We start from the raw sequence: 19,468 nt of genomic DNA on the forward strand, positions 1-19,468 counted from the left end.
GTTATTTGGCTTTTTTATAGATTGAGCCTGAGCCGGCCAGATTGCCGGTTTTCTCGTCAATTGCAAAATCCACGACGCCTGCACCTGCGTTTACTTCAAGGAAACCATTCTTGCCGACTGATGCAGGAACAGGATTTTTCTTTTCAGTTTTACCCGTCTCTTTATCTTTTAAGGTATTGGTAAGGAAATAATTGTCCCCATTTTTGGCAATCACCAGTGCATTTTCAAGTTTCGGGTTTTCCAGCGTATTTTTCCAAGTCCCCTGATAATCTGGGGCTTCGGTAGTACAAGCAGTTAATAGCAATAATAATGGGATGGCTGAAAAATATTGAAGATATTTCAAAACTGAGACCTTGAGGGTTACGATGCGGTCATTATAGAAAGAACCCTCTTCAGGTTAAGCCAGATCTTGTTGACAAAGCGTTTCAGCAATACTGCATCTGTTTTGCTGTGGTGATTTTTTGAAATTTTTGTACAGCTTTAATGAAGAAAGAAAAAAACCCATCACGAGATGGGTTTTTTATCACAGCTTATACCAATTTTGATTTATGCAGTTTTCTGCATACTGCCGGTCTCTTCAAATTTTGCATGCCAAGACAAGGCTTCGTCAAGAATATGCGGGGTTTGTCCACCACGCTGGCAAGCACGTTCAAAGTAATCATTGAGGGCATCCCGATAATCTGGATGCGCACATAAATCGATAATCTTGCGGGCACGTTCACGCGGAGCCAGACCACGCAAATCTGCCAGACCGTTTTCTGTCACCAATACATCAATATCGTGTTCGGTATGGTCAGTATGACTCACCATTGGCACGACAGAAGAAATCGCTCCGCCTTTGGCCACAGACTTGGTCACGAAAATCGCCAGATGTGCATGACGGGTAAAGTCACCCGAACCGCCAATACCGTTCATCATTTTGGTACCGGTGACATGGGTCGAATTGACGTTTCCGTAAATATCAAATTCCAGCGCCGTGTTAATGGCAATGATCCCCAAACGGCGGATCAGTTCAGGATTATTGGAAATTTCCTGTGGGCGCAGCACAATCTTGTCTTTGTATTTCTCAAAATTCTGCATCACATGTTTGGCACAAGAATCTGACAGGGTCATTGAACAGCCTGAAGCAAAAGTCATTTTGCCTGAATCAATCAATTCAAAGGTACAGTCCTGTAGGACTTCGGAATACATTTCCAGATGATGGAAATTTGAATGTTCAAAGCCTGAAAAAACAGCATTGGCAATAGAACCCACACCCGACTGTAGCGGACCCAGATTTTGCGGCAAACGCCCTGCTGCCACTTCACCTTCAAAGAACTGAATCAGATGTTTAGCAATCGATAACGTATCATCATCCGGATCATCCATATTGAAAGAGGTATCTGGAAGGTCATTCAGCACAATGGCAGAAATTTTTTCCGGACTGACCTGAATCCCCACTGTGCCAATCCGATCACCCGCATGAATTAGAGGAATCGGTGCACGGTTCGGACGGGCCTTTGGTACATAAATATCATGTACGCCTTCCAGCACCGGATTGATGGTGTTATCAATTTCGATAATCACATGGTCTGCCATTTCCACAAAGTTCGCCGAGTTACCGCATGAACCGGTTGGAATAATCTGACCATCTTCAGTAATCGCCGTTGCTGCAATCACCGCCACATTAATACGCGGTAAGTTGTGATGACGAATGTTATCTGCCATTTCAGACAAATGCTGATCGATATACATCACTTCACCAGCATTGATGGATTTACGTAGACCCGGGTCAGCCTGATAAGGATAACGGCGCTCAATCGCATGGGCTTCATTTAGACGGCCATCAATTTTGTTGCCCAAGCTTGCACCTGTCGCCAGCGTTATTCTTAATGGGTGCTCTTTGGCATGTTCAGCCAGAGCCAACGGTACCGTTTTTGCCTCACCTGCACCACCAAAACCACTTAAACCGACTACAGCACCGTCTTGAATCAATTCAATCGCCTGTTCAGCAGACATGACTTTGTCGCGAAGGGAGACTAAGCGAATGCGATCTAAACCATTCATAATAAAAATCTCAAAAAAATAAACATATTTGTTGCCCCCATCCCAACGTGCTGGAATGGTGGCTGTTATTGCTTATCGAATTCCAATTCGTTACTTATCGCTCTCCTGTACGGAGGCTTTTTAGATCAGTTCAACTGCAACGGCGGTTGCTTCACCACCACCGATACATAAAGCAGCAATCCCTTTTTTACCGCCGGTACGTTTTAAGGCATGCAATAAAGTCACGATAATACGTGAACCTGATGAACCGAGTGGATGACCTAATGCGCAAGCGCCACCATTGATGTTGACTTTTGCTTCATCCAGATTGAAAGCATCCATAGCTGCCATCGTCACCATGGCAAAGGCTTCATTGATTTCCCAAAGATCAACTTCTTGAGCATCCCAGCCAGCTTTTTTCAAAACTTTTTCTATCGCGCCGACCGGTGCAATGCTGAACTCTGTTGGATGTTGCGAGTTTGAAGCATAGGCGACAATTTTCGCTAAAGGCTGTAAACCACGCTCTGCGGCAATTTCTTCTGAAGTGATGACTAATGCCGATGCACCATCTGAAATCGAGCTGGAATTGGCAGCGGTAATGGTGCCGTCTTTTTTAAATGCTGGACGCAAAGTGGGAATTTTATCAGCTTTGGCATTTAACGGCTGTTCATCTTGCTCAACTACCACATCACCTTTACGTGAAGACACCGTCACAGGCACGATTTCTGCTTTAAAATAACCATTGTTGATGGCAGTCACTGCTTTATTCAATGAGCTGATCGCAAAGTTATCTTGCTGTTCACGGGTATAGCCTTTCTTGTCGGCCATTTGTTGAGCAAGAACGCCCATAGAAAGACCGGTTTCAGCATCTTCCAGACCTTCCTGGAACATGTGATCGGTAATTTTGCCATGTCCCATACGGTGGCCGGCACGTGCTTTATCGAGTAAATATGGTGCATTACTCATCGACTCCATACCGCCAGCGACCACAATCTCTGCTGAGCCCGCTTTTACTGCATCGGCAGCCTGCATCACCGCTTTCATACCTGAACCACAAATTTTATTAATGGTGGTTGCACCCGTAGTGTCAGGTAAACCTGCCTGACGCATAGCCTGACGCGCAGGTCCCTGTTTTAAACCGGCTGGTAGTACACAGCCAAAAATTACTTCATCAATATCTGTAGGTTGTAAACCAGAACGCGCAACAACTTCTTTAATTGCCGCGGCACCTAAATCTGGTGCTGTACATGAAGAAAAAGCGCCTTGGAAGCCACCCATTGCAGTACGAACACCATTTACGATAACAATCATTTTTTCCGTCCTAATTTATAAATCTTGTTGTTTGACATGAGCTATACACTTAGCCCATGTCATTTCCATCTTTGTTAAACCCAGGTGATCAATCTTAAGATTGAGCAGTAAAATACTCTTCTGGCAACTGCATCACCACATCGGCACCGGCTTGAATACGTTGTATACGTGCTGCCAAGTCAGGTAAAACTTTGGCTACATAGTAGTCTGCCAAGACCAGTTTGTTCTGGAAGAAACTTTCTGGTTTAGGTTGAGCGGCCTGACTAATGCGGGCGTACATATAAACAAAGCTGAGTAATCCAACCACATGTAAATAATCTACAGCAACTGCATTGCTGAAGTCTGGTGAGGTTTTAGCCTGGTTTACAATGAAGGTAGTAATGTCTTCAACCTGTGTACAAACATCCAATACAGCGGCTTTAATCGACAAGGCATCATCCAGACCTTGTGCAAATTCACGAATTTCAGCTATGTATTCAGCAACGTATGCACCACCACATTTGATGGTCTTACGACCAATCAGGTCAATGGCCTGAACACCGTTGGTGCCTTCGTAAATTTGGGAAATGCGCAAGTCACGAATACATTGTTCCATGCCCCATTCACGAATATAACCATGACCACCAAATACCATTTGCGCTTCCAGGCTTGAATCAAGAGCCTTGTCGGTTAAGTAAGCTTTTGCAATTGGGGTTAACAATGCAACACGGTCATTGGCTTTACGAACGGCTTCAGCATCGGTTGAATACTTCGTGATATCCAGCTGTTGACCCACATACACAGCAAAGGCACGGGATGCTTCGTTGTTAGCACGGACATTTAACAGCATACGGCGTACATCACCGTGTACAAGAATTGAGTCTGCCGGTTTTTCAGGAAATTTTGCACCGGTAGCCGAACGGCCTTGCAAACGATCCGTCGCATATTGTGCAGCATTCTGGTAGGCAAATTCAGCCGCACCAATGCCTTGAATCCCCATCGATAAACGTTCGTAGTTCATCATCACGAACATGGCTGCCAGACCTTCGTTTTCTTTACCTACGATATAGCCTTTAGCGCCGTCAAAGTTCATGACACAAGTGGCAGAACCCTTGATCCCCATCTTGTGTTCAATTGAACCCGCAGATACTGCATTACGTTCACCGACCGAACCATCTGCATTGACATGGAATTTCGGTACGATGAATAAGGAAATACCACGTGAACCGGCAGGCGCATTTGGTGTTTTTGCCAGAACCAGGTGGATGATGTTTTCACACAGGTCGTGTTCGCCGCTGGTAATAAAGATTTTAGTTCCGGTAATGTTGAATGAACCATCTTCATTCGGTTCAGCCTTGGTTTTGATAATGCCTAGATCAGTACCAGAATGTGGCTCTGTCAAGCACATGGTACCTGACCATTCACCGGTGTAGAATTTTGGCAGATAGGTTTCTTTCTGTTGTTGTGAAGCACGGTCATTAATGGCCATACCTGCACCCACTGTCAGTAATGGGTACAGCATGAATGACGGGTTAGTACTCCAGATCATTTCATCAGCCAGTACGGTCAGCATTTTAGGCATGCCCTGACCGCCCCATTCTTCAGATGCACCCAGGCCAACCCAGCCACCCTCAGCAAACTGTTTAAATGCTTCTTTAAATCCTTTCGGTGTCGTCACCACACCATTATTGAACTGTGCGCCGCCTTCTTCATCACTGCTGCGGTTTAAATCGAGGATGACATTTTTAGAAAACTTCGCCATTTCCTCTAAAATCGCATTCGCCGTAGCCATATCTAAATGTGCGAGGTTTTCATTGCCCTGCCAGAATTCATCTGCCTTAAATACATCATTTAAAATAAATTCCATGTCTTTAAGCGGTGCGTTATAAATAGGCATATTGCTTTCCTTATGTGAAGACTTCGCATTAAAAATATTGAAGCGCTTTTTTAAGTTGTAAAACCTATACTGAAATAACGGATTTATTTCAACGTACATCTATATAAGTAAAATCTGGGCATTCACGCGGTTTTCAACATCCATGTGGAGAAATGAATGCAGCGAAAACCAGCTTTGAACACTTTACTCATCAGCTCGAGTGTTAAGTAGCTATACATAATTTCATCATCACGCTTATGAGTGACGAATAAAACATGGTTTCTGTAAATCACTTTAAACTGAACCATTCACCATCAAACCGAAACTTAAATCGTGAATCAAATACGGTTAAATCAGCATATCTGCTCTTTGCGTTTTATGGGTGAGTCCCTTTTTCAACGCCAAAAAACAATAAAATAATTATGGCCCAATTGGAATTTTATTGATGATTATTGACCTCTCAGGTTCTCAATGATTGACTTTTAATTTCTGCTATGCAATTGAGAAGATAAGTTAAATTTTAAAATAATATTTGCCCTGGCGCTAAAAACAAAACAGTGCTTTGTTTTTGGCTCATATCCGACATTAGTTGAGTTGCCATCTCACTGGTATAGGTATATGTTGAGTCCGCTTTTTATGTTTTTCTGGGATCTGTGCGATGAATACAGTACGTCAACAAAATTTTCAATTACGTAAAGAGAAAATTTTAACCATGGCGGAAACCCTGTTGTTAGATAACAATCAAGATATCACGCTTGCTGAACTTGCCTCTGAACTTGATATTGCCAAAGGCACCATCTATAAACATTTTAAAAGCAAGAATCAGCTCTATTTAGAACTGATTATTTTGAATGAAAAAAGATTATTGGAAATTTCGAAAAAATATAAAAACAATATTAAAACTTATGTTTCACAGTACATGCTCTATAACATGTTAAATTCCAACCGAACCATTTTATTGCATGTCATTGAAGAACGATTAACCAATAATGAACGCAAACTGAAAGAATTATTTGAAGAACTGTATCAGGTGCGTGAAGAACGCATTATTGAAATTAAAGACATGACAGATGAATATCTGAAATCCTTTAACAGTGCCATGTCAATTCGTGATTATTTATCCTATATCTGGACCGTCACTTATGGCGCGTCGCTACTGCTCAATTCAACCCATTACCAGAAATCGATTGGTTCTCGTGAACGCCTGATTAAACTGTATATCAACCAGGCCTTAATGACCCCGGATAAAATCACCTGATATCATCACCACAAATAAATGAATTATTGATGAATGATTTTATGCATCGGATCATCTAAAACATTCATTTTCGAAAACAGTTCATAACACATCTGACGTAGCCACTGATGGCTGGTTTTATGATGACAGGACATATGCCAATATTGCTTCACCGCATAGGTCGGAAAGTTAATCGGCGCATCAAAAATCTGTAAATTGCCACGCGACAATAACACTTCACTTAAATAATAAGGTACGGTCGCAATCGCATCGGTTTCCTGCACCACCAACCCAACGCCCAGATAACTGGGTAAGCGCATCAAGATATTGCGTTTCAGTTCTAAATTTAACAGCTCATTTTCAATGTGGTAATGCCCCATTCCGGCATCAATATCGATATGGGGTTCATTAATATACTGTTCGGTGGTTAGACTGTTTTCGCTCAGTCGCGGATGATTTTTGGAAGCAATCACCACATAATATTGCTCAAACAGTTTCTGCTGATAAAAACCGTTTTCCAGATGGGGTAAAAAACCAATCGCCAGGTCAATTTCGCCATTGGCCATCTGATAACTGGTTTCAGAAGTAATGGCACGTACATTTAAACGAATATGCGAAGCATGCTGTTTTAAATATTGCGAAATTTTAGGCAGTAAAACCAAATGCGACACATCGGTCATGGCAATGGTAAATTTCTGCTGTGAAGTGGTCTGGTCAAAATCAACGGTAAAATTATTGATGATTTCGACTTTACTCAAGGCTTCACTGACCAGTGGAAACAGTTGTTTTGACAGTTCAGTCGGCACCATTTCATTGCCAATACGCAAAAATAAAGGATCATTATAATGCTGACGGATTTTATTGAGCAGATTACTCACCGTCGGTTGGCTCATATCCAGATAATCGGCTGCATGGGAGACGTTCTTAAATTTGTAGACATAATAAAAGATGCTGAGCAATTTACAGTCAAGTTCAAACACAGAAAACATTTCCTTCAATTCTTTTAATCATTTTGGCGGTTCTATCATCCGCACAATTTGAATCAGTGCCAATGTCCAAATATAACACTTTGCAACTATTCATATGATTATTGAAGACGCATTTTGCGATAAAAATATTGTTTAGTTGCTATGCAATCCAGTCAAGTATTCCCTTTACCTAAAATGAATCGTCCTTCTCTTTTACTTGAGCTTAAACACTTAAGCAGCATGTTATATACTCAGCCGCGCAGAATAGACTGTGGAAATTAAGGGAAAAGTGTCATGTTTCAGAACAAAAAGCTAGTCTGTTTTGATCTGGATGGTACGTTGATTGATTCTGTAGGCATTTGGAATCAGGTCGATGCTGCCCTGATTTATGAGCTTTCCGGTATAAAAGCCAATTTAAAATTGATCCAGCAGCAGCGGGATCTACAGTTGACAGCCTTTCGACATTTGCCTGATCCTTATCTGGAATATTGTGATTATTTAAAAGAACTATACGGTTTTAAACTGAACAAAGAAGACGTCAAATACCGCCGTTACAGTATTTCACGACATTTTCTGGATCATGTGGTCGAATTAAAACCTCAGGCGGAACTTATAATCCAGGCCCTGAAAAAACAAGAGATACTACTGGCCTTAACCACAACCACCAGTTTATTCAATGTGCAGCATTATCAGGACAATAATCAAAATATTAACGCTAAAATCAGCTTTGATGATGATTTTGCCTTAATCCTCACCCGCGAAAATGTCCAGAACATCAAGCCACATCCAGAAGTTTATCTGAATGTGCTTGAGTATTTCAAAATTGAAGCCAAAGATTGCCTGATTATTGAAGATTCTTTAATTGGTGTAGAAGCTGCGAATAATGCAGGGATAGAGGTAGTGGCAATTTATGATCAGTATTCTGCTCATGAAATCGATCTGATTAAAGCCAGAGCAAATTATTTTGTGCAGAATTTTACCGAATTATTAAAGCATATTGCTTAAATATCTATATAAATAAATGTCATGAATGATTCCATTTCATGACATCTATTTTGTTATCTCTGAATGGATTAGATTAGAGCATCATTTGGCTTTTTTGTAGACTGAACCTGACCCTACAAGGTTGCCAGTTTTCTCATCAATTACAAAATCGACTATTCCCGCCCCTGCATTCAACTGAAGCATGCCATTTTCATTCACAGCCGCGGGCATCGGGTTCTTTTTCTCTGTTTTACCGGTTTCCTTATCTTTGATGGTATTGGTAATCAGATAATTTTCACCATTTTTAGCAATTACCAGGATATTTTCAAGTTTTGGATTTTCCAGAGTGTTCTTCCAGTTGCCTTGATAATCTGGAGCTGGCGCTTCAGTGGTGTTACAAGCAGTTAATAGCAATAATAAGGAGATTCCTGAAAAATATTTAAGATATTTCAAAACTAAAACCTTGAATGTTACGACGCCGCCATTATAAAAATAACTTTCCTAAAGTTTAGCGAGTTGTTGTAGGCAAAGCGTTTCAGCCGTACCAAGTCTGTTTTGCATGAGTGTTTTTTTGAAAAGAATTCTTCACATTTTATCCATAAAATATGATGTATTACTTAATTATTCTAATGAATCAAATATTTTACAATACTTCAATTTGATAAGGTATTAGTATTTTTTAAGCTTATTGGAACTAATAGTACTAGATCCAAGACAATCTACAACCAAGTTGATATGTATAAGAAGCTCAGATAAAAAAATCCTCAATAACCCATCCAAAGTTATTGAGGAGTACCAAACTGGTTAAGAAACATCAATACTTGATGCTGTTAAAGAAAAGTGATTAAAAAAACTTGGCTTTTACAGCATTCAATATAAATTTTGCGCTTTGCACTTTTTCTGCAATTTGTGCATGCCATTCGTTTGGTACCGAGCATTTTGCAACGCGAACCCAAACGGTCGAAAACTGTTTCATAAAGCTGGCTTCGTTATAGTGAATACCGTACTCAGCACAGAGCGCTTTGATTTTTGGTGCGACTTCGGAATAGCGGTTCGCCGGCATGTCCGGGAATAAATGGTGCTCAATCTGATGGCTCAAGTTACCACTTAAAATATGAAGCCATTCAGTGCCACTGAAATTACTTGAACCACGGATCTGACGCAGATACCATTCCGCACGGGTTTCATTGTCAGTATTATCCATCTCGAAGGTTTCAGCATCTTCAGTGAAATGGCCATTAAAGATTACCGCTGAAGCCCACAGGCTGCGAATCACATTGGCGACTGCATTGCCAGTAAATACTGGAATGGCATTTGGACCCGCAATCAATGGGAAAAATACATAATCTTTCAACACCTGACGGCGCATTTTTTTACGTAATGGCGCTGCTTCATCCCAGACCTGTTTCCAGGTTTTGGTTTTATAGGCAATTACATCTTCCAGATGCAGGCGCTGTAGACCCACGTACCATTCGAAGAACACCATCAACTGAATTGTCAATGGAATATTCCAGATAAAACGCAGCTCCCATGGCTGAGATTCACTGACACGAATCAGGCCATAACCAACATCATGATCCATGCCGACAATATTGGTATAAGTATGGTGGATATAGTTATGGGTATATTTCCAGTCATCTCCAGTGGCAATGGTATCCCAGTCATAAGTTGAACCATTCAGACTCGGATCATTCATCCAGTCGAACTGTCCGTGCATCACGTTATGACCCAGTTCCATATTTTCCACAATTTTGGAAATACCGAGCAGACCTGTCCCCGCCAGCCATACAGGTGGTAACCAACCGGCCACCATCAGCATGCCCCGGGAAGCAATTTCGCTATAGCGGACAAAATTACGGATTTTATAGATGTATTCAGCATCTTTTTCACCTAAATCATCCATCACTTCACGGCGAATCGCCTCCACTTTGGCACCAAATTCCTGAATCTGTTCAGGGCTTAAAAATTGGGTCTTACTGTGCCGCTTAAAATCAATTTGCATATTCATGGGAGTACCTTCTTATTTTTCTAGAGATTAAAGATTAATCACCACAGGACTAACGGCCTGGGAGATACACAGTTTAATCGGGGTATTGCTCTCGTGATCGATTTCACCAGTCAGGATATTTTTCACCGAGCCACTGACTTTGGTACAAGAACAGGTATTACAGATCCCCATACGGCAACCATGTGCAGGACGCAAACCTGCCTGTTCAGCACTTTCCAGAATGGTAGAGCTGGCTTGAAACTCCTGATGCGATCGTTGGAATTGCACGGGTTGTGCTTTTACTTTTTCATCCACCACGATCTGGAAATATTCAGAATGGAAACTGGATTTCACAGAAAGCTTTTCGGCAATACGGTGCGCTGTTTTCATCATTACCGCTGAACCACAGGCATAAATTTCACGCTGTTCAAAATCTGGTACCAGCTTGTTGAGTAACTGTAGGCTGAGATGCTGCTTATGCTCCACAGTATTAAAATGATGATATTTCAGATGTGGATGCATCAGTGTTAGCGTTTTAATTTCAGCATGAAACGCATCATCACGGGTAAAATAGATCAGATCAATCGGATGCTGAAACTGCACCACAGCTTTTTGCAGCAAGGAATAAATTGCGGTGATTCCGCTGCCTGAAGCCAGCATTAAAATGGGTTTAGGGGAATTCAGCATAGTGAATTCGCCCTGTGGCTGTGAAAGTTCTACCACTGCACCCAGCTGCAAAGAACTCAAGGCACGAGATACTTTGCCCTGCTGTTTCACTGCAATAATGACATCACCATTTTTTAGAATCGTAACGACAGAATAATGACGCTGATGCAAAACACCATCTAGCCTTAAAGTAACAGCCACATTCTGTCCGGGCTGAAATTTTTTAGCCTGAAAGTTGAAATTCGGACGCAGCTGAATCTTATAGAAATCATGACCAATAAGCTGGATGCTCATGACTTCCGCCTTAACCTTTTTCAATGCCAAAGTTGGATGAAATTTTTCAGCAATGAAATCAATGAAGTCTTCTCGGATCCAGTGAGGCTTGTAGCTTTGCATAGTTGTCATTGTTATTACCTCGTATAGATACAGAATTAATGCACATCTGTCTATTTATTCTGCATTCAGAATATAGGCTTTTATGATTCGTGCCATGTCAATTCGGGTCAAATCATGTTTCTATCGATAGAATTCCTGTTTTTTGTCGGACAAAATGATACGTTTTTGATTAGAGCTCGGTTTCAGTCTGTAATTCTTCAAGTCATTTCATGCCAGTTCACCTCATCTGGATCGACTATTTTTTATGAGTTTTATGGCTATAAACATGCAAAAGGCTGACCACATTTCTGTAGTCAGCCTTTTTATTTAAGATGATTTTATAGGTATTATTCTACAGCCGGGCTGAGCTCAATTTCCTGATCCAGTAATACTGTTCCGAACTTTTCTCGTAAGTCTTTTTTCAGCATCTTGCCAGTGCCACTTAATGGAATTGCATCGACAAAAATCACTTTGTCTGGCACCTGCCATTTCGCTACTTTGTCAGCAAAATAATCCAGCAGTTCAAGCTCCGTGAGCTGACTGTCAGGTTTTCTGATTGCAATCAGGATTGGGCGTTCATCCCATTTTGGATGCTGTGCAGCAATGACAGCTGCCATGGCTATTTGCGGATGACCCATGGCCAGATTTTCCAGTTCAACCGAGGAGATCCATTCGCCACCTGACTTGATCAGATCCTTGGCACGGTCACTGATCTTCATAAAGCCATCTTCATTCAAGGTAGCGATATCACCCGTATCAAACCAGCCATCAGCAGTTAAAGAAGATTCTTCCTTGCCAAAATAGTTATTGATAATCCAGTGACCACGAATCTGCAGATTGCCTGTGGTTTCACCATCGCGGGTAATTTCATTCGAGCCATTTTCTTCATCAGTTAAACGCAGATCAACTCCAAATGGTGAACGACCTTGAGAAAGACGGATTTCTAAATGCTCTTCTTTACTCAAATCCAGATGCTTGGCTTTAATCTGATTGGCTGTGCCAAGTGGACTGGTTTCAGTCATCCCCCAGGCATGGATAGTTTCACAATCAAACTGTTCTTTAAATACTTGTAGCATTGAAGGTGGACATGCCGAGCCGCCGACGACATTGCGTTTCAGGCTTTCCAAATTGGAACCAGACTGTTGCGCTGCTGCAATCAAACCTTGCCAGATAGTCGGGACACCCAGTGCAACTGATACTTTATAGGTGTCAATCAGATTAATCAGACTCGCGCCATCCAGACCTGGACCTGGCAATACCAAAGTACAGCCAACCATCGATGCTGCATATGGCGTACCCCAGGCATTCACATGGAACATCGGTACGACAGGCAGCATAATATCTCGTGCAGAAACATTCAAAGAATCCGGCAAACTGATCGCAAAACTATGTAATGTAGTTGAACGATGACTATATAAAACACCCTTTGGATGACCTGTAGTCCCCGAGGTATAACACAGTGAGCTTGCTGCATTTTCATTAAGTTCAGGCCAATCAAAATCATCAGATTGATCAGCAATGAGCTCATCATAAAATTTCACATCTGGAATAGCCTCAAGAATGGCCTCGTCTTTTGAATCCAGACAGATAAAGTGTTCTACTTTACTCAGCATCGGTTTGACGGCTTTAATTAATGGGGCAAAAGTTTTATCAAACAGAATTACCCGGTCTGATGCATCATTAATAATAAATACCAGCTGTTCAGGGAACAAACGTGGATTAATCGTGTGGCAAACAAAGCCACTTCCTGAAATGGCGTACCAGGATTCCAGGTGTCGATGGTTATTCCATGCAATGGTCGCGACACGGTCGCCATGTTGCAGTCCCAGTTGATTCAACACATTGGCAAAACGTTTGGCATTACTGCGAATCTCACCCCAGCTAGTATGGGTCATACTGAGATCAGTATTTTTTGAAATTACCGCAGTATCGGCATGATAGCGTCCTGCATGCTCAATCATGCTGCTGATCAGTAAGGGCTGAAACATCATATTTCCAAGCATGTTGTGCTCCTTTATCCTTGTTATACGTCCATATTGTTATCGAGATTTTTTAAATATTTTTTATTTACCCATGGTGTGCCGATTAGCAAATACTGCAAAATAAACTTACCACTTGCTTGAATCTAGCAAGGAAAAAGATGAAAGCAAGTAGCAAAATGTGACAAAAACTATGTCGTTTACGGAAGTAATCAAAAAGTATAATTTTTTATAATGGAATGATTATATGAATAAAAATCCCGGTCATTAAACCGGGATTTTTGTTTATTTGAGCCCTGAAAAGAACAGGTTATCCGCGTTGACCACCAGGGCCACGCCCAGACAGAACAAGCCCACATAAATAGCGAACCAAATAATCATTCTTTTAAAAGCTACATCAGAAATGCTGCTGTCTGCATATTTCGGTGCTTTTTTCTGTTCGTCTGGAGTCATCTGCTCACCTGTCGCTGGATTTAGGGACTATCTTTATATTCAGCCACATTGCAAAAAATGAGTAGATACAAAAACTGCCTAAAAAAACATAACAGATCAGTGATAACTGCCGCAACTGTTATATTTAACCCGACTAAACATGTTATATATGCAGATAAATTTCCATTTTTTATTTTTTGATGCATGTATAAGTTTGAAAAACTCGCGCTTAGTATTCGCCATATGATTGAGGACGGAATCTGGAAAGCCCATAACAAACTTCCTTCACTGCGTGAGCAGTCCGAACTTTCCGGTTATAGCCTGATGACAGTGTTAAATGCCTATCAGGAGCTTGAAGCACAAGGCTGGCTGTATGCTAAAGATAAATCCGGTTACTACATTGCAGAACGTGCTGATCATGAAATAACGTCCAATACAGACACATCACTAGCTCACGAGAAAATACAGATCAATTCGGTGGTGTTCAACTATCTGAAAGATACCCAGGCACCGGATATTATCCCGTTGGGATCAGCATTTCCTAATCCAGAACTGCTGTTTAATAGCAAATTTATGCAGCTACTCTCACAGCATTCCAAACGTAAAAACAGTTATTTGAATCATCCAAATATGCCACCGGGCAATCTGGAACTGCGCCAGATCATTGCCGGACGTTATCAATTACAGGGTATATCATGCCATTCAGATGACATCGTCATTACATCTGGCGCATTGGATGCCCTAAATCTGTCTCTACAGGCACTCACCCAACCAGGTGACTATATTCTTTTACAGGAAACCGTATTTTATGGGGCCTGGCAGGCTGCTGAAAGACTAGGACTGAATGTCATTACTCTTCCGGATGATCCTGAATGTGGTTTTGATCTAAAAGCTTTTGAAAAAGTCCTGAAACAATATCCAATCAAAGTCTGCTGGCTGATGTTGAACGCACAGAACCCGATTGGCTATACGGTGTCTGCAGAGATCAAAGAACATATTGCACAGTGCTTAACTCAGTATCAGGTGCATCTGATTGAGGATGATGTTTATCAGGAACTGAACTTTGGCAAGGAAAAACCAATTTCAGTGAAATATTTTGATCAGCACAATATGGTGCTGCATTGCGGTTCATTTTCTAAAACGCTAGGCATGGGTGCACGGGTCGGCTGGGTCTTTGCAGGCCTATATTCTAATGCCATTCAGCATGTACAGTTGATGAGTACACTAAGTGTGAGTCCGCTTTTACAAAATACATTGGTAGATTTTGTGGCGCATCATCATTATGAGAAGCATTTGCGTGGTCTGCGCCGGCATTTAGATCAAAATAAAAAACGTTTTTATCAGGAACTCAAAGCCAGACTGCCTGAAGATTGTAAGATTCACTATTACCCAACAGGCTATTTTCTGTGGGTAGAACTACCTGAAGGCATGGATTCCCAGCAGCTATATACAGATCTGCTTAAGCAGAACATTTCCATTGCACCGAGTCTGCTGTTCAGGCCTAAACATACAGCACAGAACTTTATTCGATTAAATTGTTCTTTTGAATGGACAGATGAACTCGCTAGAGTTGTAGATCGGATCATTCATCAAATTGAAGACAATAAAAAAGCGTGAACTGGGTTCACGCTTTTCAAAATATAATCTGAGAAGTATTAAAAGCTATAGATCGCAACAGCATTAACCCTGTTATCTTCACCTTTGTTATTGCCATTACTTGCTGCTTCCAAAGCGGTACGCTCACCATAGACATATTCCAGACCGAAACTTAAAGGCTTGGTTGGGCTATAGAACACGTTAGCCCACGCTTGCCATAAGTCTTTATTAGATTTGGTTTTGTCAGTAACAGCATTGATATAAGCTTGATCTTCATCAAAATTCATATAGCCATAGCCTAGAGTACCACGCAGTTTGTCATTAAACTGCTGGGTGATACCGACAGTAATTGAATCAAATTCACTTTGATATAGATTACCATCTGCTGCCACTACCCCTGTATTGGCATAGGATACAAAGCTGCTATCACCTTTAACATGATAATAGTCGGCTTTTAAAGTAGTACCGGGTACGACTTCATATTTTGCACCCAGACCTACACCCCATGCCATTTTTTCATCTTCATTGACACGCTTTTCATTCCCCATGGCACGGGCACTGACGGAAAGATTATCAGCAAACTTATGATTTAGACGTGCTGTCAAAGCCGGTAGACGTTGTTTAATACCAGTAATGGTGGCATCTTTTGGATCTTCTACTGCAAGGACCAGATTGGTAGCAGGACTAAAGGTACTGGTATGACGAACCTGAGGTGTACGTTTTACTGCACCACCTGCATAAGCCAAAGCATCGACAGTTTCTGGCATATAATCAGGTAGCGCAAAGTTAGACCAGGTTTGACCAATTAACCAATTCGCATAACTGATATACGCATGACGGATACGCAGGTTATCAAGCCCAGCACCACCCAAAAAGTCCACTTCAATTTTACCGCTCAGGGCTTTATCTCCAGCACCAACTGGTGCTTTAAAGTCCATGCCTAAGCGTGTAGCAGAAAGTGTTGACTTAAGCTCATCACTACGCTCACCAGATCCCTCAAGTGGAACAGCATTAATCTGATTATACATGCGCGTAGCCGAACCACCTTCTGCCTGATAGGAAGCATCGGCACGAATATTACCGTAGAGATTAAACTCGGCACCGCTGGCAATTTTCATGACAGGTTTAGTTGCAGGCGTATTTACTGATACTGGTGCTACAGGAGCATTTACCGTCGCTGTCTGGGCTTGCTGCTGTTCAACCAGTGCGCGCAAGGCCTGAACTTCCTGACGCAATTGCTCGATTTCTTGCTGACTAGGCTGAGCTGAAGTCTGTGCCTGAGCCGACAAGCTGATGCCCCCGAAACTCACTGCCATCATGCTCATCAAAACCGTACGTTTTAAAGTTGGTTTGTTCATTGTTACTTGGTTAAATAATTGCGTCATGTTCATCCTAAACTCGCTTTTTTATTGTGCAATTTGATTCTAGCAACCGATCACCACCGTTTGCGATGGCGATCTATATCATTGGGAATATTATCTTTATTGATTGAAATTTAACTTAATGTGTCACTTCTTTTGCCAATAGACTCCGCTTTACATTAGACGTTGCAAGGACTTCACCATCTACAGATGCTTTCAGATTCACCAGAAAAATTGCCAGCGCAGCAATCACGCCCGGAATCGCAATGGCAAAGAAATTCATTTGGTGTGGTAGTTCCATCGTCAGCAATGCACCTGTCAAGACTGGTCCAACGATGGCACCAATACGACCAATGCCTGATGCCCAGCCCATACCGGTAGAACGTACAGTCGATGGATAATATTGTGCTACAAAGGTATAGAGCAGAATTTGTGAGCCAATCGTTGCAGCACCTGCTATAGCAATTAGGGTATAGAGCACAAATTGTGGACTGTTAAAGCCAAGCAGAATTAACGCAATAGCACCACAGAGGAACATAATGGTCAGAACTTTTTTGATATGGAATCGATCTGCCAGATAGCCGCCACCAATCGCGCCCACCATTCCACCAATGTTCAGGGCAAACAGGAAGATCATGCTTGCACCCAGCGAGTAGCCTGCCTGAATCATCAGTTTTGGTAACCAGCTTCCCAATGCATACACCATCAGCAGACACATAAAGAAAGCAATCCAGAACATGAAGGTACTGAATGTACGACCTTGTTGAAACAGGGCTTTTAATGGCGCCTCATCACCCTTTTTCACTTCATTCAATACAAACTGGGTATCACTGGTAATTACCTGTGTTGGAGAAATCTTTTGAATAATATGCTGCGCTTGAGCTGTTTGCTGCTTGTTAGTCAGGTACATCAATGATTCTGGTAAATATTTCCAGAGTATTGGCAGGAACAGTAGAGGAGCACCCGCAAGCAAGAACATGATTTTCCAGCCAAATTGTGGCACCAGCCATGCACCCAGTAATGCAGAAGTCATCCCGCCAATCGCATAACCACTAAACATCAGGGCAACCAGCGTACTGCGGATACGTTTAGGGGCATATTCGGTCATCAATGCCACCACATTAGGCATGACACCACCAATGCCAAGACCAGCCAGAAAACGTAAAATTCCGAATTCAACCGGAGACGTGGCGAAAGCACCGATGAAGGTAAAACCACTAAAAATTGCCACACAGATCATGATCGTCTTTTTACGGCCCAACTTGTCGGATAGCGTTCCGAAAGTCATGGCACCGAACATCATTCCGAATAAGGCGGTACTGGCCAGCAATCCCGCTTGTACTGCACTGAGTGACCATTCCTGCATCAGTAGCGGTAAAGCTACGCCATAAATCACCAGGTCATAACCGTCAAAAATAATGATCAGCAAACACCAGATCAGGACGCCCCAATGAAAAGGCGTGAACTTTGCTTCATCAATCAGCGTATTTATATTCACTTTATTTGTAGACATCTCCACCTCCTAATTGTGAAGTTCAATTTATGAGATTCACAATGCAGAAGATGTGCATAAATGTCCAAAACTGAATAGGCATGCTTCTATACCTATAAAGTCTGCCTTCAAGAAAAGGCTTTATTTACTGTGCCTTAATGATATTCATCCAAAAAATGAAACCTTCATTCAATATTAAAATATGGATTCGCTTTATTCCCTATAAGATCCAGACAGGTATTGATCTGAATTAAAATACAGCACGATCATATTTAATCGCTTCAAGATCATAGACCTGATAGACGGCATCAAACAGATAACGAATATATTCACTTTCATCCATATTACGGATAGCCATAAAGACCGGACTGACCGCAAATTCATCTAATAAAGGGATAAAGTTTAAATGAGCCAGACGAATATTCTGGGCACTTTCCGGCACGATACAAACACCCTCTCCAGCAGCCACAAAACCAAGCGCCAGTTGCAATTCACTGACTGCACGGATATTTTTCGGTTCCAGTCCATACTCGGAAAATATACCGCGCACCTGGGTAGAAAAATTAGCCTTACCATTATTCGGATATAAAAAGAGTGTTTGATCTACCAGTTCCGCCAGGTTCACGCCATCTCGATGGGAAAGAAAATGGCTGGAATGTGCCGCGACCATCAGCCGTTCTTCACGCAGCAATACCCGTTTCACTGCTGGATCTGAAATTCTCAAGCGTCCAAAACCGACATCAATCCGCCCTTCCTTAAGTGCCTGAATCTGCTCTGAAGTATTCATTTCAACCATCTCAATTTTGAGCTGGGGATGTTGCTGCTTAAATAAAAACACAATACGCGACAGTAAACCGAACAATAACGAGCCAACAAAACCAATACTAATGGTGCGATCCGCGATGCCAATCCGCTTGGTCATCGATTTGATTTCTTCCGCATTAGACAAAAGTTTAACCGCATGCTGGTAGAAGAATTGACCTGCTTCTGTGGTCTTAAGCGGTCGGCTACCTCTTTCAAAGAGCTGAATATCCAGTTCCTGTTCCAGATTTTGTATCTGTCTGCTTAAAGGTGGTTGAGCAATAAACAGTTTTTCTGCCGCCTTGGTAAAACTTTGTTCTTCGACGACTGCGACAAAGTAACGCAAATGCCTGAGTTCCATATTCCTGCATACCTTTAAAGTATAAAAAAATGCTAAAT

Annotated in this window: 16 protein-coding genes; 3 read left to right on the forward strand and 13 right to left on the reverse strand. The window is 41.8% G+C overall.

The annotated features are described in order from the left end of the window. Nucleotide 1: 1 nt before the first annotated feature. The 4 genes from IHE35_RS07220 to IHE35_RS07235 form a co-directional block, all read right to left on the reverse strand. The gene (locus IHE35_RS07220; protein WP_242786776.1) at nt 2-343 is read right to left on the reverse strand and encodes a hypothetical protein; all 342 of its coding nucleotides are present in this window, start codon (nt 341-343) and stop codon (nt 2-4) included. 203 nt (nt 344-546) lie between these two features. Next, nucleotides 547-2,046 (reverse strand): acetyl-CoA hydrolase/transferase family protein, encoded by a 1,500-nt coding sequence (locus IHE35_RS07225; protein WP_242786777.1) that lies wholly within the window; start codon nt 2,044-2,046, stop codon nt 547-549. A gap of 120 nt (nt 2,047-2,166) precedes the next feature. After that, nucleotides 2,167-3,336: a thiolase family protein gene (locus IHE35_RS07230; protein ID WP_242786778.1), complete on the reverse strand. Its 1,170-nt coding sequence runs from the start codon at nt 3,334-3,336 to the stop codon at nt 2,167-2,169. Nucleotides 3,337-3,430: 94 nt separating this feature from the next. Next, entirely contained in the window at nt 3,431-5,212 is a 1,782-nt protein-coding gene (locus IHE35_RS07235) for an acyl-CoA dehydrogenase C-terminal domain-containing protein (protein WP_242786779.1), read from the reverse strand. Nucleotides 5,213-5,849: 637 nt separating this feature from the next. Here IHE35_RS07235 and IHE35_RS07240 point away from each other — a divergent pair. After that, entirely contained in the window at nt 5,850-6,449 is a 600-nt protein-coding gene (locus IHE35_RS07240) for a TetR/AcrR family transcriptional regulator (protein ID WP_174560696.1), read from the forward strand. A 23-nt stretch (nt 6,450-6,472) separates the two neighbouring features. On the opposite strand, the gene IHE35_RS07245 is transcribed toward IHE35_RS07240, so the two are convergent. Beyond that, nucleotides 6,473-7,408: a LysR substrate-binding domain-containing protein gene (locus IHE35_RS07245; protein WP_242786780.1), complete on the reverse strand. Its 936-nt coding sequence runs from the start codon at nt 7,406-7,408 to the stop codon at nt 6,473-6,475. A 282-nt stretch (nt 7,409-7,690) separates the two neighbouring features. Between IHE35_RS07245 and IHE35_RS07250 the strand changes: the two genes are divergently transcribed. Then, nucleotides 7,691-8,401, forward strand: coding sequence for an HAD family phosphatase (locus IHE35_RS07250; RefSeq protein ID WP_242786781.1), 711 nt, complete (start codon nt 7,691-7,693; stop codon nt 8,399-8,401). 81 nt (nt 8,402-8,482) lie between these two features. On the opposite strand, the gene IHE35_RS07255 is transcribed toward IHE35_RS07250, so the two are convergent. From IHE35_RS07255 to IHE35_RS07275, 5 genes are all read right to left on the reverse strand, one after another. Next, entirely contained in the window at nt 8,483-8,833 is a 351-nt protein-coding gene (locus IHE35_RS07255; protein WP_026056741.1) for a hypothetical protein, read from the reverse strand. A 391-nt stretch (nt 8,834-9,224) separates the two neighbouring features. Next, complete coding sequence (locus IHE35_RS07260; RefSeq protein ID WP_242786782.1) at nt 9,225-10,388, reverse strand: acyl-CoA desaturase; 1,164 nt, start codon at nt 10,386-10,388, stop codon at nt 9,225-9,227. 27 nt (nt 10,389-10,415) lie between these two features. After that, on the reverse strand, nt 10,416-11,438 hold the full coding sequence (locus IHE35_RS07265) for an iron-sulfur cluster-binding domain-containing protein (protein ID WP_242786783.1): 1,023 nt from the start codon (nt 11,436-11,438) through the stop codon (nt 10,416-10,418). 317 nt (nt 11,439-11,755) lie between these two features. Continuing rightward, nucleotides 11,756-13,411 carry a long-chain-fatty-acid--CoA ligase gene (locus tag IHE35_RS07270; RefSeq protein WP_242786784.1) on the reverse strand — a complete coding sequence of 552 codons (1,656 nt, stop codon included), beginning with the start codon at nt 13,409-13,411 and terminating at the stop codon, nt 11,756-11,758. Nucleotides 13,412-13,672: 261 nt separating this feature from the next. Next, nucleotides 13,673-13,840 carry a hypothetical protein gene (locus tag IHE35_RS07275; protein ID WP_242786785.1) on the reverse strand — a complete coding sequence of 56 codons (168 nt, stop codon included), beginning with the start codon at nt 13,838-13,840 and terminating at the stop codon, nt 13,673-13,675. A gap of 183 nt (nt 13,841-14,023) precedes the next feature. Between IHE35_RS07275 and IHE35_RS07280 the strand changes: the two genes are divergently transcribed. Then, entirely contained in the window at nt 14,024-15,436 is a 1,413-nt protein-coding gene (locus IHE35_RS07280) for a PLP-dependent aminotransferase family protein (protein WP_242786786.1), read from the forward strand. Between the two features lie 38 nt (nt 15,437-15,474). Here IHE35_RS07280 and IHE35_RS07285 read toward each other — a convergent pair whose 3' ends face one another. The 3 genes from IHE35_RS07285 to IHE35_RS07295 all read right to left on the reverse strand — a co-directional run bounded on the left by IHE35_RS07285 (nt 15,475) and on the right by IHE35_RS07295 (nt 19,430). Then, nucleotides 15,475-16,806, reverse strand: coding sequence for a DcaP family trimeric outer membrane transporter (locus IHE35_RS07285; protein ID WP_242786787.1), 1,332 nt, complete (start codon nt 16,804-16,806; stop codon nt 15,475-15,477). A gap of 109 nt (nt 16,807-16,915) precedes the next feature. Next, complete coding sequence (locus IHE35_RS07290; protein WP_242786788.1) at nt 16,916-18,289, reverse strand: aromatic acid/H+ symport family MFS transporter; 1,374 nt, start codon at nt 18,287-18,289, stop codon at nt 16,916-16,918. A 229-nt stretch (nt 18,290-18,518) separates the two neighbouring features. Further along, the gene (locus IHE35_RS07295) at nt 18,519-19,430 is read right to left on the reverse strand and encodes a LysR family transcriptional regulator (protein ID WP_242786789.1); all 912 of its coding nucleotides are present in this window, start codon (nt 19,428-19,430) and stop codon (nt 18,519-18,521) included. Nucleotides 19,431-19,468 lie beyond the last annotated feature (38 nt).

This window comes from Acinetobacter sp. ASP199, from assembly GCF_022700675.1.
Classification (GTDB): Bacteria; Pseudomonadota; Gammaproteobacteria; order Pseudomonadales; family Moraxellaceae; genus Acinetobacter.

Excerpts from the sequence above, each read along its gene's own strand:
- IHE35_RS07225 (WP_242786777.1), bottom strand. The coding sequence starts at position 2,046 with ATGAATGGTTTAGATCGCATTCGCTTAGTCTCCCTTCGCGACAAAGTC.
- IHE35_RS07230 (WP_242786778.1), bottom strand. The coding sequence starts at position 3,336 with ATGATTGTTATCGTAAATGGTGTTCGTACTGCAATGGGTGGCTTCCAA.
- IHE35_RS07235 (WP_242786779.1), bottom strand. The coding sequence starts at position 5,212 with ATGCCTATTTATAACGCACCGCTTAAAGACATGGAATTTATTTTAAAT.
- IHE35_RS07240 (WP_174560696.1), top strand. The coding sequence starts at position 5,850 with ATGAATACAGTACGTCAACAAAATTTTCAATTACGTAAAGAGAAAATT.
- IHE35_RS07250 (WP_242786781.1), top strand. The coding sequence starts at position 7,691 with ATGTTTCAGAACAAAAAGCTAGTCTGTTTTGATCTGGATGGTACGTTG.
- IHE35_RS07260 (WP_242786782.1), bottom strand. The coding sequence starts at position 10,388 with ATGAATATGCAAATTGATTTTAAGCGGCACAGTAAGACCCAATTTTTA.
- IHE35_RS07265 (WP_242786783.1), bottom strand. The coding sequence starts at position 11,438 with ATGACAACTATGCAAAGCTACAAGCCTCACTGGATCCGAGAAGACTTC.
- IHE35_RS07270 (WP_242786784.1), bottom strand. The coding sequence starts at position 13,411 with ATGCTTGGAAATATGATGTTTCAGCCCTTACTGATCAGCAGCATGATT.
- IHE35_RS07275 (WP_242786785.1), bottom strand. The coding sequence starts at position 13,840 with ATGACTCCAGACGAACAGAAAAAAGCACCGAAATATGCAGACAGCAGC.
- IHE35_RS07280 (WP_242786786.1), top strand. The coding sequence starts at position 14,024 with ATGTATAAGTTTGAAAAACTCGCGCTTAGTATTCGCCATATGATTGAG.
- IHE35_RS07285 (WP_242786787.1), bottom strand. The coding sequence starts at position 16,806 with ATGAACATGACGCAATTATTTAACCAAGTAACAATGAACAAACCAACT.
- IHE35_RS07290 (WP_242786788.1), bottom strand. The coding sequence starts at position 18,289 with ATGTCTACAAATAAAGTGAATATAAATACGCTGATTGATGAAGCAAAG.
- IHE35_RS07295 (WP_242786789.1), bottom strand. The coding sequence starts at position 19,430 with ATGGAACTCAGGCATTTGCGTTACTTTGTCGCAGTCGTCGAAGAACAA.